27 protein-coding genes are annotated in these 16,502 nt (G+C 48.4%); 1 reads left to right on the forward strand and 26 read right to left on the reverse strand.

What is annotated here, in order from left to right; all coding sequences use genetic code 11:
• Positions 1-3 precede the first annotated feature (3 nt).
• The gene (locus DYU11_RS04125) at positions 4-2,184 is read left to right on the forward strand and encodes a S8 family serine peptidase (RefSeq protein ID WP_119666349.1); all 2,181 of its coding nucleotides are present in this window, start codon (positions 4-6) and stop codon (positions 2,182-2,184) included.
• A 39-nt stretch (positions 2,185-2,223) separates the two neighbouring features.
• On the opposite strand, the gene carA is transcribed toward DYU11_RS04125, so the two are convergent.
• From carA to rpsS, 26 genes are all read right to left on the reverse strand, one after another.
• The gene (carA, locus tag DYU11_RS04130; protein ID WP_119666350.1) at positions 2,224-3,327 is read right to left on the reverse strand and encodes a glutamine-hydrolyzing carbamoyl-phosphate synthase small subunit; all 1,104 of its coding nucleotides are present in this window, start codon (positions 3,325-3,327) and stop codon (positions 2,224-2,226) included.
• Between the two features lie 90 nt (positions 3,328-3,417).
• On the reverse strand, positions 3,418-4,056 hold the full coding sequence (gene rplQ, locus DYU11_RS04135; protein ID WP_119666351.1) for a 50S ribosomal protein L17: 639 nt from the start codon (positions 4,054-4,056) through the stop codon (positions 3,418-3,420).
• An 84-nt stretch (positions 4,057-4,140) separates the two neighbouring features.
• Positions 4,141-5,130, reverse strand: coding sequence for a DNA-directed RNA polymerase subunit alpha (locus DYU11_RS04140; RefSeq protein ID WP_119666352.1), 990 nt, complete (start codon positions 5,128-5,130; stop codon positions 4,141-4,143).
• Positions 5,131-5,295: 165 nt separating this feature from the next.
• Positions 5,296-5,901: a 30S ribosomal protein S4 gene (gene rpsD, locus DYU11_RS04145; RefSeq protein ID WP_119666353.1), complete on the reverse strand. Its 606-nt coding sequence runs from the start codon at positions 5,899-5,901 to the stop codon at positions 5,296-5,298.
• A gap of 77 nt (positions 5,902-5,978) precedes the next feature.
• Positions 5,979-6,374: a 30S ribosomal protein S11 gene (gene rpsK, locus DYU11_RS04150; protein ID WP_009284798.1), complete on the reverse strand. Its 396-nt coding sequence runs from the start codon at positions 6,372-6,374 to the stop codon at positions 5,979-5,981.
• Positions 6,375-6,459: 85 nt separating this feature from the next.
• The gene (gene rpsM, locus DYU11_RS04155) at positions 6,460-6,837 is read right to left on the reverse strand and encodes a 30S ribosomal protein S13 (protein ID WP_009284799.1); all 378 of its coding nucleotides are present in this window, start codon (positions 6,835-6,837) and stop codon (positions 6,460-6,462) included.
• A 6-nt stretch (positions 6,838-6,843) separates the two neighbouring features.
• Entirely contained in the window at positions 6,844-6,960 is a 117-nt protein-coding gene (ykgO, locus tag DYU11_RS04160; RefSeq protein WP_009284800.1) for a type B 50S ribosomal protein L36, read from the reverse strand.
• Between the two features lie 85 nt (positions 6,961-7,045).
• A complete protein-coding gene (gene infA / locus DYU11_RS04165) occupies positions 7,046-7,264 on the reverse strand; it encodes a translation initiation factor IF-1 (protein WP_009284801.1) in 219 nt (72 codons plus the stop codon).
• A 7-nt stretch (positions 7,265-7,271) separates the two neighbouring features.
• A complete protein-coding gene (gene map, locus DYU11_RS04170) occupies positions 7,272-8,108 on the reverse strand; it encodes a type I methionyl aminopeptidase (RefSeq protein ID WP_374755979.1) in 837 nt (278 codons plus the stop codon).
• A 4-nt stretch (positions 8,109-8,112) separates the two neighbouring features.
• A complete protein-coding gene (gene secY / locus DYU11_RS04175) occupies positions 8,113-9,429 on the reverse strand; it encodes a preprotein translocase subunit SecY (RefSeq protein WP_119666354.1) in 1,317 nt (438 codons plus the stop codon).
• A gap of 28 nt (positions 9,430-9,457) precedes the next feature.
• A complete protein-coding gene (gene rplO / locus DYU11_RS04180) occupies positions 9,458-9,934 on the reverse strand; it encodes a 50S ribosomal protein L15 (RefSeq protein WP_119666355.1) in 477 nt (158 codons plus the stop codon).
• 97 nt (positions 9,935-10,031) lie between these two features.
• Positions 10,032-10,211: a 50S ribosomal protein L30 gene (gene rpmD / locus DYU11_RS04185; protein ID WP_119666356.1), complete on the reverse strand. Its 180-nt coding sequence runs from the start codon at positions 10,209-10,211 to the stop codon at positions 10,032-10,034.
• A gap of 15 nt (positions 10,212-10,226) precedes the next feature.
• On the reverse strand, positions 10,227-10,745 hold the full coding sequence (rpsE, locus tag DYU11_RS04190; protein ID WP_040006521.1) for a 30S ribosomal protein S5: 519 nt from the start codon (positions 10,743-10,745) through the stop codon (positions 10,227-10,229).
• Between the two features lie 7 nt (positions 10,746-10,752).
• Positions 10,753-11,106 carry a 50S ribosomal protein L18 gene (gene rplR, locus DYU11_RS04195; RefSeq protein WP_119666357.1) on the reverse strand — a complete coding sequence of 118 codons (354 nt, stop codon included), beginning with the start codon at positions 11,104-11,106 and terminating at the stop codon, positions 10,753-10,755.
• Positions 11,107-11,137: 31 nt separating this feature from the next.
• Positions 11,138-11,692 carry a 50S ribosomal protein L6 gene (gene rplF, locus DYU11_RS04200; protein WP_119666358.1) on the reverse strand — a complete coding sequence of 185 codons (555 nt, stop codon included), beginning with the start codon at positions 11,690-11,692 and terminating at the stop codon, positions 11,138-11,140.
• A gap of 13 nt (positions 11,693-11,705) precedes the next feature.
• Positions 11,706-12,104: a 30S ribosomal protein S8 gene (rpsH, locus tag DYU11_RS04205; RefSeq protein ID WP_119666359.1), complete on the reverse strand. Its 399-nt coding sequence runs from the start codon at positions 12,102-12,104 to the stop codon at positions 11,706-11,708.
• 89 nt (positions 12,105-12,193) lie between these two features.
• Positions 12,194-12,463, reverse strand: coding sequence for a 30S ribosomal protein S14 (rpsN, locus tag DYU11_RS04210; RefSeq protein ID WP_009284809.1), 270 nt, complete (start codon positions 12,461-12,463; stop codon positions 12,194-12,196).
• An 18-nt stretch (positions 12,464-12,481) separates the two neighbouring features.
• On the reverse strand, positions 12,482-13,039 hold the full coding sequence (gene rplE, locus DYU11_RS04215) for a 50S ribosomal protein L5 (RefSeq protein WP_119666360.1): 558 nt from the start codon (positions 13,037-13,039) through the stop codon (positions 12,482-12,484).
• 20 nt (positions 13,040-13,059) lie between these two features.
• Positions 13,060-13,419, reverse strand: coding sequence for a 50S ribosomal protein L24 (gene rplX, locus DYU11_RS04220; protein WP_119666361.1), 360 nt, complete (start codon positions 13,417-13,419; stop codon positions 13,060-13,062).
• 3 nt (positions 13,420-13,422) lie between these two features.
• Positions 13,423-13,791 (reverse strand): 50S ribosomal protein L14, encoded by a 369-nt coding sequence (gene rplN, locus DYU11_RS04225; RefSeq protein WP_009284812.1) that lies wholly within the window; start codon positions 13,789-13,791, stop codon positions 13,423-13,425.
• A gap of 3 nt (positions 13,792-13,794) precedes the next feature.
• The gene (gene rpsQ / locus DYU11_RS33580; RefSeq protein WP_040006866.1) at positions 13,795-14,022 is read right to left on the reverse strand and encodes a 30S ribosomal protein S17; all 228 of its coding nucleotides are present in this window, start codon (positions 14,020-14,022) and stop codon (positions 13,795-13,797) included.
• 138 nt (positions 14,023-14,160) lie between these two features.
• Positions 14,161-14,355 (reverse strand): 50S ribosomal protein L29, encoded by a 195-nt coding sequence (gene rpmC / locus DYU11_RS04235; RefSeq protein ID WP_119666363.1) that lies wholly within the window; start codon positions 14,353-14,355, stop codon positions 14,161-14,163.
• 19 nt (positions 14,356-14,374) lie between these two features.
• On the reverse strand, positions 14,375-14,806 hold the full coding sequence (gene rplP / locus DYU11_RS04240; protein WP_119666364.1) for a 50S ribosomal protein L16: 432 nt from the start codon (positions 14,804-14,806) through the stop codon (positions 14,375-14,377).
• Between the two features lie 83 nt (positions 14,807-14,889).
• Positions 14,890-15,732, reverse strand: coding sequence for a 30S ribosomal protein S3 (rpsC, locus tag DYU11_RS04245; RefSeq protein ID WP_119666365.1), 843 nt, complete (start codon positions 15,730-15,732; stop codon positions 14,890-14,892).
• 6 nt (positions 15,733-15,738) lie between these two features.
• Entirely contained in the window at positions 15,739-16,134 is a 396-nt protein-coding gene (gene rplV / locus DYU11_RS04250; RefSeq protein ID WP_119666366.1) for a 50S ribosomal protein L22, read from the reverse strand.
• Between the two features lie 82 nt (positions 16,135-16,216).
• Positions 16,217-16,495 carry a 30S ribosomal protein S19 gene (rpsS, locus tag DYU11_RS04255; protein WP_009284818.1) on the reverse strand — a complete coding sequence of 93 codons (279 nt, stop codon included), beginning with the start codon at positions 16,493-16,495 and terminating at the stop codon, positions 16,217-16,219.
• Positions 16,496-16,502 lie beyond the last annotated feature (7 nt).

The following is a 16,502-nucleotide window of genomic DNA, read 5'->3' on the forward strand; positions in this document are numbered from 1 at the left end:
GTTATGTTCAACTTATCCTTTAATGTACCATTCTGTTTCCGCCAATTAACCTCCGTAGTGATACTCACCGGATGCTTTGCCGGAGCCACCTTTGCCCAGGTTGACCGCCAGGTTCAAATGCCAATCAACGTTCATTCAATTCAACATGTACGGCTTGCTCAAAACAGTACGTTAGCTGGCAGTAAATCGGTCAGGTTAGACAGGCTGCTGCAAAAGATTGCCGATGGGCTATCGCCTGACCGGTTGAAGAAGAACGGCAAACCTCTATTAAGGGTACGGGGCGATAAGGTACTTGTCACCGCGCAGGCCGAGGGCGATGCCAACGCCGTAGCCAATTCACTACGTGGACTTGGGGCCGACATTACCGGCACCTTTCGCTCGTCCATTTCAGCCTTTATCCCAACGAACCAACTCAAAGCAGCTGGCTCGTTACCAGGTATACGGCTTATTTCAGCGTCTCAACCCTCTCTGCGAGCGGTCAATCCAATTATTGGCCAGTGCGATACGGCTATGCGCTCCAACATTGTTCGACAACTACGGGGGTATTCAGGCAAAGGCCTGAAGATTGGCGTGCTGTCTGATAGCTACGACTATCTGGGTGGTGCGGCTGCAGGGGTTGCCAACGATGAGCTACCCGGCGTTGGAAACCCTAACGGCTATATAACACCGGTTGAGGTGATAGAAGAGCTTTGGCCTGACATTTTTGGCATACCCGGAAGCGACGAAGGTCGGGCAATGATCGAGTTAATTCACGACGTGGCTCCTTCGGCAACATTTGCTTTTGCCAGCGCTTTTAACGGAGAAGCCAGATTTGCTGAAAACATCCTGCGGCTAAAGGAGGCCGGCTGCGACATCATCGTTGACGATGTGTATTATCCACAAGAACCCTTCTTTCAGAACGGTATTATTGCTCAGGCAGTCAACGAGGTACGTAATGCGGGCGTCTACTATTTTACGGCAGCCGGTAATAACAGCAATTACTCGTATGAACGGTTTTTCTTCTCAGGTGGGAACGTAACGATTCCGCTTTTAGGAGAGTATGAAGTACATAAATTCAACGCTCAACAGCCGTTTCAACCGCTCCTTGTACCGCCCGGCGGCTACATAGATGACTGGTTTCAATGGGATGATCCGTTCTTTGGGAATGTACAGTCTGATATAGACGTACTGCTGGTAGATCAGAACGGTACTGTACTGGACGCTTCTCTGGTTGATAATATCGGTGCCAAACAACCTGTTGAGGAAATCTTCTATTTCAATGACACTGACCAGCCTCAACTCGTTTTTCTGCTTGTGGGGCTGTATGCAGGTCCGAAGCCTAAACGTCTGAAGTATATTTCCTACGGGATTGAGTTGTTCGTTAATGCATCCGATTACCCAGGTCTGGGGGCATCAACGGTTGTGGGGCATGCCAACGCTGAAGGCGCCATGTCGGTAGCAGCCGCCCCTTATATCAATACGCCGGCTTACGGTGTTAATCCGCCAATCGTTGAAGGCTTCTCGTCGCTGGGCGGTACGCCACTTCTTTTCGATGATGCCGGCAATCGTTACCAATCGCCCCGAAAGACCCGTAAACCAGACTTTACAGCACCTGACGGTGGTAACACATCTTTCTTCTTTATAGACAGCGCTATTGACGCTGACGCGATTCCTAATTTCTTTGGCACCTCAGCAGCGGCCCCCAATGCGGCTGCCGTAGCCGCTTTGATATTGGAAGCGTGGAACGGTCCCAGGCCCTCGCCTACTGTGCTTCGCGACGTGCTGGCAAAAACAGCCATTGACATGAATAACCCCTATAATGGCAATGGAAATGACAAAGGGTATGACGACGCAACAGGAACCGGACTTATCGATGCGGTTTTTGCGGTTGAAGCAGCCCGGCAACTTACCGGAGCCGCGCGTCTTGCCGCCAGGGAAGCGGGCAAGGGCCTATCCGTCGAGGTAACGCCTAACCCCGCCGTAGGCGACTACATTGATGCTACCATTCTTGGTGTTGAAGGTAAGCCCTTAACGGTCTCCTTAGTGACCACCGACGGCCGGGTCGTTGCAGACCAGACTGTCAATAAGGCGGCCGCCCGGCAACAAATACGCATTCCACTCAGTCGTCAGGCACCGGGGCTTTTTATGCTACGTATTAACTCACTTACCGAAAGCCGTACGGTTAAAGTTTTGAAACAGGATTAGGCAAAAAAGAGGTCGGACAGTGCTGTCCGACCTCTTTTTTTATTCGTTAATAAGCTTCACAAACTCATCAAACAAGTAGCGGGAGTCGTGCGGCCCTGGTGATGCTTCCGGGTGGTACTGTACCGAGAATGCGGGTTTATCTTTACGCCGAATTCCTTCAATTGTTTTATCGTTCAAGTTCAAATGTGTCACTTCAACGTTAGCATGATCCTGCAGTTCGTCTCCTTTGACGGCAAAACCATGGTTTTGGGACGTCACTTCGCACCGGCCTGTGATCAGATTCTTAACCGGGTGATTTAAGCCACGATGCCCGTTATGCATCTTGTAGGTTGAAATGCCGCTGGCCAGTGATAGAATCTGATGCCCAAGGCAAATACCGAACAACGGTTTATCGGTTTCCAGCGCCTGCTTGACGGTTTCAACTGCATACGGCATTGCTGCCGGGTCACCGGGACCGTTTGAGATAAAGAAACCATCCGGATTCCAGGCAGCTAGCTCGGAAAAAGGCGTTTGAGCGGGAAACACTTTACAGTATGCCCCCCGGTCTGTAAGGTTGCTCAGAATGCTTTTCTTAACCCCTAGATCCAGTACAGCCACTTTTACTTTGGCATCCTCGCTACCCACTTCGTAAATTTCCTTCGTGCATACCTCCGACGAGAGTTCAAGACCTTCCATATCCGGCACCTTGTTCAATTCCGCCAGTAGTATTTCAGGATCAAGTATTTCCGATGAAATAATGCAGTTCATTACGCCCTTATCGCGGATATAGCGAACCAATTGCCGCGTATCAACGCCGTGAATACCCACAATGTTTGCTTTCTCAAAATACTCCTGCAACGAACCGTCGGCCAGATGTCGTGAGTGTATCTGTGAAAAGAAATTACACACCATGGCTCTAATTTTAACACCACCCGACTCCTGCTCAGCGCTTTGAAGCACACCATAGTTACCGATATGGGATGTTGTATTGATGATGACCTGGCCATAATAAGAAGGATCAGTATAAATTTCCTGATACCCTGTCATGCCGGTGTTAAAGCAAATTTCGCCCCCGGCAGTGCCTATTTTTCCCAGGGCTAAGCCCCGAAAAACCGAACCATCCTGTAAAACCAGCAGGGCTTCACGTTGCTGCATGTGTTTCATTGATACGTTTTCGTTCGTTAGTTAAAGCTTAAAAAAAAGGGCTAACCCTGGACGGTTAACCCTTTTGATGTATTGCAAACGACTTGATCATTAGCTTTGCTTTGGCTCTTCGTCAGTCGATGTTGCATCAGTTTGATTATCGTCAGCCGATGCGTCAGCAGCCGGAGCTTCCGGTGCTTCAGCAACAGGAGCCGTTTCGGTTACCTCTTCAGCAGCCGGTGCTTCTTCAGCGACAGGCGCTTCAGTAGCGGTAGCTTCAGCCGCAACAGGCGCAGCAGCAGTTTCGCCGGTAGTCCGGCGTGCACCGCTACCCCGACGGCTCCGACGAGTTTTGGTAGTCGCTTTCTCAGCTGCAGCTGCCAGTAACGTTTCGTTGAAGTCAACCAGTTCAATCAGGCAAGTCTCGGCGTTATCCCCTAACCGGTTACCCAGTTTGATGATGCGCGTGTAACCACCCGGCCGGCTTGCAATTTTATCAGCAACCGTACCGAACAGCTCCTTCATGGTTTCCTTGTTGTTCAGGTACTGGAAAACAACCCGACGATTCTGGTACGTATCGTCTTTGGCCCGCGTCAGGATCGGTTCAACGTATTTGCGAAGCTCTTTCGCCTTCGCCACCGTCGTTTCAATCCGCTTGTGCATGATTAACGACGTAGCCATATTCTGCAACATCGCTTCACGGTGCGCGTGCGTCCGGCTTAAGTGATTATCTTTTTTACCGTGTCTCATTGTCTGGTGAAGGGAGGAGGAAGGAAAGAGAAAAGTTTACTAACCCTTTTTCTCCGTTTTCCTTACTCCTGTCTCCTTTGTTTTTTAATCTTCGTCTAATCTGTATTTGGCTACGTCCATGCCGAAGGTTAACCCTTTTTCGGCAACCAATTGTTCAAGCTCTGTCAACGACTTCTTACCGAAGTTACGGAACTTCATCATATCTGAAATCTCCAGACGAACCAGATCACCCAGCGTCCGTACGTCAGCTGACTTCAGGCAGTTGTAGGCTCGTACAGATAGGTCCAGATCAGATAACGGTGTTTTAAGAAGCTTCCGCATGTGCAGTACTTCTTCATCCACGACATTCTCTTCTTCCGGCTTAGTTGTTTCGAACGTCATCGTCTGATCCGAGAACAACATGAAGTGCTGAATCAGGATGTACGCTGCACCTTTCAGAGCATCTTCCGGGTGGATAGACCCATCCGTTTCAATGTCCAGCAACAGCCGCTCATAGTCAGTTTTCTGCTCAACCCGGGTGTTCTCAACGCTATATTTCACGTTCTTGATAGGCGTGTAGATAGCATCGATAGGAATATGGCCAAACGCTAGTTCGTTGGCCCGTGGCTCATCAGCCGGAACATATCCGCGGCCTTTCTCCACAATAATTTCCATTTCCAGATCGCGGGTATCGTCAATATGACAGATTTCCAGCTCCGGGTTCAATACCTCGAACGAAGGCGAAAACTTCGATATATCACCGGCCTTAAGGACCGATTGCTTCTTGATGGTAACCGTAATTTTGTTGTCAACCATGTCCGAAATCTTCTTAAACCGAACCATTTTCAGGTTCAGGATAATCTCGGTTACATCCTCAACAACCCCCTCAATCGAGGAAAACTCGTGTAACACGCCGGGGAATTTTACGCTGGTGATAGCATATCCCTCCAGCGATGACAGCAGAATACGCCGAAGGGCGTTGCCGATTGTCACACCGTATCCTTTTTCAAGGGGCTTAAACTCAAACACCCCGTGAAAGTCGTCGGCTTTCTCCACTACGACCTTGTCGGGCATTTGGAACGCTAAAATTGACATACGTTTCGTATTTTTTACAGCAGTTCGTCTGCCTATGGAGTGAAGACTAATTCCGTCCTCAGTTGTAGTTAACAGTTCGCAGGCTATTCACCCCAAGCCGAAACCGGCAACTGAAAACTATATATGGTATAAATTGGCAGAATCTAATTGATCCTGCCAACCTGATTACTTCGAATACAATTCGACGATCAACTGCTCGTTGATGTTTTCCGGAATCTGATCACGCTCAGGATAGCTAATAAACTTCCCTGTCATTTGCTGACCATCCCATTCAACCCAATTGTACCGCTTTACATTCCGGGCAGAGAGGCTTGTTGCAATGGCTTCCAGTGACTTCGACTTTTCCCGAACACCAATGAGCTGACCAGGCTTGAGCGAATAAGACGGAATGTTCACTACTTCACCATCAACAATGATGTGCTTATGAGACACAAGCTGACGGGCTGCCCGACGGGTAGGAGCAATACCCAGGCGGTACACGGTGTTATCCAGACGAGCTTCGCAAAGCTTGAGCAGGTTTTCACCCGTAATACCCTGTTTTACCTGCGCCCGGTGGAAGAGTGCCCGGAACTGGCGCTCAAGAATACCGTAGGTGTATTTTACTTTTTGTTTCTCTGTCAACTGAACCGCATATTCGGATTGCTTCCGCTTACGGCCGCGGCCGTGCATACCCGGCGCGTAGTTTTTCTTTTGAAGCGCTTTGTTCGGTCCTAGAATCGGTTCGCCGAACTTCCGCGAGATTTTGGCTTTTGGCCCAATATAACGTGCCATTCTTTAATGAATGAATAATTGTGAAACATTGGACAGACACAACTAAATGTCGCCTGCCCCTATTCATGTCATCCGTATTATACGCGACGACGCTTTGGCGGCCGGCACCCATTGTGCGGCAGCGGGGTGATATCACGGATAGTAGTCACTTCGATACCAGAGTTCTGGATGGTCCGAATCGCTGATTCACGACCTGAACCCGGGCCCTTCACGAACACTTCTGCTTTCCGCATACCCAATTCATGAGCAACGGCTGCGCAGTTTTGTGCAGCTGTCTGAGCTGCATACGGTGTGTTCTTCTTAGAGCCGCGGAATCCCATTTTACCAGCCGATGCCCAGGAAATTACCTGGCCATTCATGTTGGTAATCGAAATGATAATGTTATTGAACGTAGCCCGGATGTGTACCTGACCAACCGGTTCAACAACAACTACCCGCTTTTTCGCTTTGTCTTTGCGTTTTGCTTGAGCCATTTTTTTAGTTGTCAGCCCCTTGGCTTACTTGCCGTTAGTCTACTAAGCGACGAGTCGTAAACCGGAAACTGTAAACGTTTTACTGTTACTTAGTCGCCTTTTTCTTATTAGCAACCGTCTTCCGTTTTCCTTTGCGCGTGCGAGAGTTATTCTTCGTGTGCTGACCACGTACCGGTAAACCTTTACGGTGACGTAGTCCGCGATAACAACCGATGTCCATTAAACGCTTAATACTCAGCTGAACTTCTGAACGCAAGGCCCCTTCGACTTTGTATTCATTTGAGATCGCGTTACGAACAGCACTTGATTCTTCATCAGTCCATTCGCTTGCTTTCTTGTCAACGCTGATACCAGCATCTGTCAGGATTTTCTTCGCCCGGCTCCGACCAATACCGTAGATGTAGGTCAACGCGATCTCACCACGTTTCTTGTCCGGAATATCAACACCTGCAATCCGTGCCATATTTGCTTAGCCTTGTCTTTGTTTGTATCTGGGGTTTTTCTTGTTGATCACGTACAGCTTCCCTTTCCGACGGATCACGATGCAGTCTTCGCTGCGCTTTTTGATAGACGCTTTAACCTTCATGATTCAAAAAGTTTCGGTCTTTGGTTTTCGGTTATCAGCCTTCGGCAACAACCCAGCCGAAAACTGTATTCCAAAAACTGCAAACTCATTTATACCGGTACACAATACGTGCCTTACTCAAATCGTAAGGCGACATTTCCAACTTTACGCGATCTCCCGGCAAAATCTTGATATAATTCATGCGCATTTTACCGGAAATGTGAGCAATTACCTCGTGCTTATTTGCCAGTTCAACCCTGAACATTGCATTTGATAATGCCTCCAATATTACACCATCCTGCTCTATAGAATTCTGTTTAGCCATAATCGCATTAAGCCGCCATCAGTTCACTCGTTTCAACCATCAGGCTTGTGTTTGCCGTTACTGCCTCGATGTATTCAAAGGTTGTCAGAACCTCTGGCTTTCCTTTACGGACTGCTACCGTATGCTCAAAGTGTGCAGAAGGCTTGCGGTCAGCTGTCCGGATGGTCCATCCATCGCGCTCCTGAACGATTCCTTTCTTACCGAAGTTTATCATCGGCTCAATTGCCAGAATCATTCCTTCCTTTAACTTCGGACCTTGGCCACGCTTTCCGTAGTTAGGTACTTCCGGGGCTTCATGTAGATGCTGACCAACGCCATGACCTACTAATTCACGTACCACCGAATAGCCAAAGCGCTCTGAGTACGTTTGAATTGCATAGCCGATGTCACCAACACGTCCTCCATCAACGGCTTTCTCAAGACCAACATAGAGCGACTCTTTGGTTCGAGACAACAGACGGCGTACGGCCTGACTTACTTCACCTACCGGGTAGGTATACGCGCTATCGCTATGAAAGCCATTTAGCAACACACCGCAATCAATCGACACAATGTCTCCGTCGCGAAGCTCGTAACGCCCGGGAATTCCGTGCACTACCACGTCGTTGACAGAAATGCAAAGCGAAGCAGGAAACTTGTTATAACCTTTGAAAGAAGGTAAACCACCGTTATCTCTGATAAACGTTTCGGCTACCTCGTCAAGTTCCTTGGTCGTAATTCCGGGACGAATAAGTTTAGCAACCTCGGCATGAGCTTTCCCCAACACCTGTGCACTAATCTTAATCAGGTTGATTTCTTCATCACTTCTGAAGAAAATCATTTTATCTTTCCCAGACCCAGACATCGTGTTAAGCGGCTACAGTCTCACCGGCACGGCCTTGTACCCGCCCTGATTTCATCAATCCTTCATACCGGCGCATCAGCAGGTAACTTTCTACCTGTTGCAGTGTATCCAGTACTACCCCTACCATAATCAGTAGTGACGTACCGCCAAAGAATTGGGCAAAACCACTCGTCATGCCTAACAGGTTAGCGATGGCAGGCAGAATTGCAACAATGGCCAGCATGATTGCGCCCGGCAACGTGATCCGGTCTAACACCGTTCCAATGTATTCAGACGTTTGAATGCCTGGCTTCACTCCTGGAATAAAACCACCACTACGTTTCATATCATCGGCAATTTGTGTCGGGTTAACCGAAATAGCCGTATAGAAAAACGTAAAGACTATGATTAACAGGGCAAAGAGCAAGTTATACTGCCAGGTCGTATAGCTTTGAAAAGCATTCTGAACACCAGCGGCAAAATCGCTTTTCTCTGAAAAAAGCCCTGCCAGATACGTAGGAATGAACATCAACGCCTGGGCAAAAATAATCGGCATTACCCCCGCAGCATTAAGCTTTAGCGGTAAGTACTGGCGCTGACCACCAACCACTTTGTTACCAATTACCTGCTTCGCGTATTGGATAGGTATCCGACGGACTGCCTGAGTGAGCACTACGGCCCCCATGATTACGAAGAACAGAGCAACTAATTCCAGCACAAAAATCAAAGCACCTGCTGATCCACGCGACAAGGCTTCACCATAAATAGATCCCGGCAAACGTGATACAATTCCGATCATGATGATCATCGAAATACCATTGCCGATACCCTTATCCGTAATCCGCTCGCCTAACCACATACAAAAGATGGTGCCTGACGTCAGAATGAATACCGATGATATCGTGAACAAACCCCGATCAATCAGTAGAGCCTCGGTAGGAACAGTTGTCTGAACGTATGTGATAGCCTGTACTGCCGTCACAAAAATCGTTAACACACGGGTAATCTGATTTAACCGCTTACGGCCCGACTCTCCCTCTTTCTGCATTTTCTGGAAATAAGGCAGAGCCAGCGTCAGCAACTGTATTGCAATAGAGGCCGAGATATACGGCATAATGCCCAGCGCGAAAATCGACGCTTTACTGAACGCACCACCCAAAAAGGTATCCAGCAAACCAAGCAACCCTTGCGGGCGAAGGTTCAGACGATCAGGGTCAACGCCTGGCAGTACAATTTGGGTACCCAGACGAAAAGCCGTAATGAACAATAGCGTGTTGAGGATACGTGTCCGCAACTCTTCTATTGCAAATATATTCTTAAGAGTGGTGATGAATCGGTTCATAAAAAGTTGCGGCCGTTGCCGTGCTCACTTATTGATTCGCTCCCTCGCTAACTTCTCTAACAGGAACAACAGCTTTACCACCTGCCTTTTCAATAGCCTCTTTGGCGCTTACTGAAAACGCATGAGCATGAATCTCAACGGCAGCTGTTAGTTCCCCCCGGCTGAGAACCTTCACAAGGTCCTTGTTGCCTACAATACCGTGTTGCTTCAAAAACGCAAGATCAACAACAGTAGCGTTCGTTTCTTTAACCAAGGCCTCGATCAAGTCTAGATTGATTGGTTTGTACTCTACGCGGGTCGGATTCTTAAAGCCAAACTTTGGCACCCGACGCTGTAGTGGCATCTGACCACCTTCAAAATTTAATTTCTGGCTATAGCCTGAGCGCGATTGCGCTCCTTTATGACCACGGGTTGACGTACCGCCCATCCCTGATCCTTGCCCGCGTCCGACTCGCTTTCGCTCTCTGACGGAACCCTTAGCCGGTCTAAGGTTGCTTAAATTCATTGTTCTGTTTCGTTAAAAATAGCTGATTCTTTTGACTCATTTTGCCCTGAAGCCATATGTTTCAGCGCCCAATGAATCAAAAGAATCGCAAAGATACTTAAATTTCTTCAACCTTCACCAGGTGTTGTACCTTTCGGATTGTACCTGCCAGCGCGTCGTTGTATTCCAACTCAATGCTGCGGTTGATCTTTCCTAATCCCAGTGATTTTATCGCGTTCTTCTGTGTCTGCGGACGGTCAATAGTGCTTCTGACCTGCGTGATTCGTACTCGTGCCATGTCTGTTGCTGTCTTTTAACCGTTAAACACTTTCGCCAGACTAACCTGACGCTGAAAAGCTACCTGGTGAGGCAAACGCATGTGAGTCAGTGCATCCAGTGTTGCTTTCACCACATTATGTGGGTTTGAGGAACCTTTTGACTTAGCCAATACATCGCGCACACCGGCTGACTCCAGCACGGCGCGCATTGCACCACCAGCGATAACTCCAGTACCAGGAGCTGCAGGCTTCAGCAGGACAAAGCCACCGCTGAACTTACCTTCCATTTCATGAGGTACCGTATGCTTCAGCAAAGGAATCTGAACCAGATTCTTCTTAGCATCTTCCACGCCTTTGGCAATAGCATCCGTTACTTCGTTTGCTTTACCTAAGCCGTACCCTACTACTCCATTACCATCACCGACGACGACAATCGCCGAGAAACTGAACCGGCGACCACCTTTTACCACCTTTGCAACGCGGTTGATGGCTACCACCCGCTCTTTCAGGTCGGCTTCGTTTACCTTTGTCGGTCTTGCTGCGTTCGTTACCATTGCTTGCTTAGAACTTGAGGCCCCCCTCGCGGGCTGCATCGGCCAGTGCTTTTACTTTACCGTGATACAAATAGCCGTTTCGATCGAATACAGCTGCGCTGATGTTTTGAGCGGTTGCTTTCTCAGCCAGCCGCTGACCAACTTTCTTCGCTGCGTCGACGGTAAAGCCGTCTATTTCAGTCTTCAGCTCAAGTGAAGAAGCAGCTGCCAGTGTACGGCCTGCTTCATCATCGATCAGCTGAGCATAAATCGCTTTGTTAGAGCGAAATACAGATAGACGCGGACGTTCAGCAGTCCCGGAAATTTTTGCCCGGATGCTATATTTGATCCGTTGTCTTCTTGCTTGCTTATTCGTTGCCATATTATTTGATTCCGACCAAATAGGCGTTTAATTATTTTTTTGACGAGGACTTACCAGCCTTCCGACGAACCTGCTCACCTACAAAGCGAATACCTTTTCCTTTGTATGGTTCAACTTTACGCAGGGAACGAATTTTAGCTGCTACGTCGCCGATCAGTTGCTTATCTAAGCCTTCTAATGATACTTTCGGGTTTTGCCCTTTTTCAGTAACCGCCGTAACTTTTATTTCAGGCGGAATAGCTACGAACACATTGTGTGAATAACCGAGGTTCAATTCAAGTACATTGTTCGTAACAGACGCTTTATAACCAACCCCGATTACTTCGAGATCGACCTTAAAGCCTGTACTTACGCCAGTCACCATGTTGTTTACTAATGAACGGTACAGACCGTGCAGAGCTTTATGGCGCTTTTGTTCCGTTGGGCGAGACACCTGTATTTGACCGTCCTGGACTTCAACCGAGATGTCCGGATCAATCGTTTGGGTCAGAGTACCTTTAGGGCCTTTCACAGTGACGATATTGTTGTCGTAAGACAAGGTTACGTTACTGGGTAGGGCGATTGGTTTTTTACCTATACGTGACATCGTTCAATCCAGATTAATAAACGTAACACAATACCTCACCACCCACGTTAAGTGTCTTGGCTTCTTTATCTGTCATCACCCCTTTTGAGGTGGAGATGATAGCCACGCCCAGACCATTCAAGATCCGTGGCAGCTGATCGGCACCCCGATACTGACGCAGACCTGGGCGGCTAATGCGCTGAAGATCTACGATAGCAGGCTGCTTCGTAACCGGATTGTACTTAAGTGCAATCTTGATGATGCCCTGGGGCGTACTATCATCGAACTTATAGTTCTGAATGTACCCTTTGTCGTACAATACCTTTGTGATTTCTTTCTTTATGTTGGAAGCAGGAATTTCCACAACCCGGTGCTTTGCACGGATAGCGTTTCTGATTCGAGTCAGATAATCTGCTATGGGATCTGTATTCATTTCGTTGTTGCGTTACTTGCAAACCCCTGTTTCCAAAAGAGTTCGCAAAATTACGGAAACAGAATTACAAATGAAAATGATGATTGGGCTTACCAGCTTGCCTTGGTTACGCCTGGAATTTTACCTGCCGAAGCCATCTCCCGGAATGTTACCCGTGAGATGCCGAACTTACGCATGTAGCCTCGCGGACGACCCGTCAGTTTGCAACGGTTGTGCAGCCGTACTGGCGATGCGTTTTTAGGCAACTTGTCAAGGCCAACGTAGTCACCGGCTGCTTTTAGGGCCGCACGCTTCGCTGCGTACTTCGCTACTAGTGCTTCGCGCTTCCGTTCCCGTGCTTTAATCGATTCTTTTGCCATGATTTAAACCTTTGTCGGTTATTTCTTACCAGCGTTAGCGAATGGCATACCCAGTGCTTTCAGTAACTCGTAGCTTTCGTTATCAGATGTTGCCGTCGTTACAAAAGTGATGTCCATGCCTGAAATACGGGCTACTTTATCGATGCTGATCTCAGGAAAGATAATCTGCTCCTGAACACCAAATGTGTAGTTTCCCCGACCATCAAATCCTTTGTCATTAACGCCTTTGAAGTCCCGTACCCGCGGTAATGAAACCGTAGTCAGACGATCAAGGAATTCGAACATCCGATCACCGCGAAGTGTAACTTTCGCACCAATTGGCATGTTTTCGCGCAGTTTGAAGTTTGAAACGGCTTTCTTCGACATGGTTGCGACGGCTTTCTGACCTGTGATGGTTGTCAGCTCATCTACCCCAACGTCAACCAGTTTCTTATCAGCGACTGCTGCTCCAATACCTTTATTGATTACGATTTTGCTCAGCCGCGGTACTTGCATAACCGACTTATACTGAAATCTTTCCTTCAACTGAGGTACGACTTCGTTCAAATATTTTTCTTTCAGTCTTGGCGTTGCCATCTCTTTAGACCTTTTCTGGTTTACTTACGACCTCCGTCAGGAATAAAATTGCCTGTCTTCTTTGAGAAGCGCTGCAGTTTACCCTTTTCGTTCAACTTGCGGCCGGTACGAGTAGGTTCCCCTGTCGTCGGATCCACTACCATCAGATTACTGATGTGAATTGATCCTTCCGTTTTTTCGAGGCTTCCCTGTGGATTTTGAGCAGTCGGCTTCAAGTGCTTCGTAATCATAGCGACCCCTTCAACACGAGCCCGATCTTTTTCCACAATGACTTCCTTTACCACCCCGCGCTGACCTTTTGAGTTACCTCCAATGACCAATACGATATCGCCGGTCTTAATATGAAACTTATGTTTCGGCAGCTTTACTTTCTTTTCCATTTTTTACAGTACCTCGGGTGCTAACGATACAATTTTCATAAACTGCTTCTCGCGCAGTTCGCGTGCGACAGGTCCAAAGATTCGGGTACCCCGCGGCTCATCGTTATTATTCAGCAGTACGGCTGCGTTGTCTTCGAACCGGATGTACGATCCATCTTTCCGGCGTACTTCCTTTTTAGTGCGAACAACTACAGCTTTTGATACCGTACCCTTTTTCATATTGCTCGACGACAAAGCCTGCTTTACCGTCACAACAATTTTATCACCTACTGTTGCGTAGCGCTTACCGGTACCGCCCAGAACGCGGATAACCAGCACTTCTTTAGCGCCACTGTTATCGGCTACACTCAGTCTTGATTCTTGCTGTACCATGGCTTACTTCGCCTTTTCAATGATTTCGACTAGTCTCCAACGCTTGTTCTTGCTCAGCGGACGAGTTTCCATGATGCGAACCGTGTCACCGATACCACACTCCTGGTTTTCATCGTGAGCCATAAATTTCTTAGTACGGTGCATAAATTTACCGTACATCGGGTGCTTCACTTTACGGTCAACAGCTACAGTAATTGTTTTCTGCATCTTGTTGCTAACCACTTTACCGATCCGCTCTTTCCGTGCATTCCGTCCAGTTCCTTCCTGAGAAGTTTGTACTGGAGCTGTTGCGGTTTGCTCAACGCTTGCCGCTGGCTCTTGCCCTTGTACGGGCTGCTGCTCCTGCTGCTGTTCCATCGTACTATATAATTAGGCTTGCCGTGTTTTTACTGTCAACTCGGTTTTCAGACGAGCAATCCGCTTACGGCTCTCGCGAATACGCATAGGATTCTCAATGGGAGAAACGGCATGCGCAAACTTCAACTTCAACAGCCGGTCCTGTTCAGCAGTAATTTCATTACGCAACTCGTCGGCTGACATGGGCTTAAAATCTTCTTTCTTCATTTGCTTAGTCGCTTATGAATTACGCTTGCTGTCCTTCCTGGTAATCCCGCCGTACAACAAATTTGGTTCGTACCGGCAGTTTCTGAGCGGCCAGCCGGAGGGCCTCCATGCCTGTTTCAAGGGGAACACCCGTTGCTTCAAACATGATGGTTCCCGGTTTAACAACAGCAACCCAGTATTCAGGAGCACCTTTACCTTTACCCATCCGCACTTCGGCAGGCTTTTTAGTAATCGGTTTATCTGGAAAAATTCGAATCCAGACCTGCCCTTCACGTTTCATAGCCCGCGTTACAGAAATACGAGCTGCTTCAATCTGCCGAGCCGTAATACGACCCGGTTCCAGTGACTTGATCGCAAACGTACCGAAGGCAATCTCATGGCCACGTGAAGCGATGCCCGGAATCCGACCTTTATGCTGTTTGCGAAATTTGGTTCTTCTTGGCTGTAACATGACTTAGTAGTAGTTAGTCAGTCGGACAGTGGTTGGTTAGTCAGTTTCTGTCTTCTAACTGGGCCAACCAACTGCTTGACCATTTATCGTCTGTTTCCACCGCCACGGTTTCCACCGCCACGGTTATTACCACCCCGGCCACCACGATCACCACCACCACGCTCGTTCCGGTTGCGACCACCACGATCATTACCATCCCGATCTCCGCGCGGACGACGCTCACCGCGATCACCACCCCGGTCTGCATTACGGTCATTGGCCTGGGCCTGGCTCATCATAGCAGCCGGCGACAGATCGCGCTTGCCGTATACTTCGCCTTTGAATACCCAAACTTTGATACCGATCTTGCCGTAGATGGTCTGTGCCTCTGAAATGGCATAATCAATATCAGCCCGCAGTGTGTGAAGAGGAACCCGGCCCTCTTTGTATTGCTCTGAACGTGCAATTTCAGCACCGCCCAGACGACCTGATACCTTTACCTTAATTCCCTGAGCGCCTACACGCATAGCAGAACTGATTGCCTGCTTCATCGCGCGCCGGAACGAGATACGTGCCTGAAGCTGCTGGGCGATTGCTTCACCGATCAGTTTCGCATCTATTTCAGGTCGTTTGATTTCAAAGATGTTGATCTGAACGTCCTTACCGGTGATCTTCTTCAACTCTTCCTTAATCTTATCAACTTCTCCACCGCCTTTACCGATAACGATACCCGGACGGGCCGTGTGGATTGTCAGCGTAATGCGTTTGAGGGTACGCTCAATCACAACCCGCGCAATTGCCCCTTTCGGGATACGGGCTGCGATGTATTTTCTGATTTTTTCGTCTTCAACGAGCTTATCAGAAAACTCTTTACCGCCGTACCAGCTTGATTCCCAGCCGCGGACAATACCAAGCCGCAAGCTAACCGGATTTATTTTCTGTCCCATTCGGTGTTACTCGTTTTCGGATGTTTGCGTGGTTGCTTCACTGTCTGACAATACCGGGGCTGCAGCGCTGTCGATCACAATTGTGATATGATTAGAACGCTTGCGGATCCGGTGTCCACGGCCCTGTGGTGCAGGACGCAGACGCTTCAGCATTGGCCCTCCATCAACAAAGATCGTTTTTACGTAGAGGTCGGCGTCTTCAATACGTTCGTCCTCGTTCTTTTGCTGCCAGTTAGCAACGGCCGACAAAAGCACTTTTTGCAATATGGCGGCACCTGCCTGCGGCTGATATTTCAGGAGACCCAACGCCCGGCTAACGCGCTGCCCACGAATCAGGTCAGCGATCAACCGCATTTTACGGGGCGAAGTGGGCACATTTTTAAGCTTTGCTACTGCTTCCATTTTTTTGAAGTTTTCCGTTTTCAGTTACCGGTCTTCAGTTTGAATCAACTAGGGAAACTGAATCCGTAAACCGTAAACTTGCTTATCGCTTGCCCTTATCCTTTTTAGCGGTATGTCCCCGGAAGTTACGGGTCGGTGCAAACTCACCCAACTTGTGACCTACCATGTTTTCAGTGACGTAGACCGGAATAAACTTGTTGCCGTTATGCACAGCGAACGTATGACCGACGAAATCAGGAGAAATCATGGAACGGCGCGACCAGGTTTTGATAACCGACTTCTTGCCCGAGTCGTTCATCGTCTGTACTTTGTTGTCCAGACGAAAATCTATATAGGGGCCTTTCTTAAGTGAACGTGCCATTTATCTA

The organism is Fibrisoma montanum (assembly GCF_003583365.1).
Lineage (GTDB): Bacteria > Bacteroidota > Bacteroidia > Cytophagales > Spirosomataceae > Fibrisoma > Fibrisoma montanum.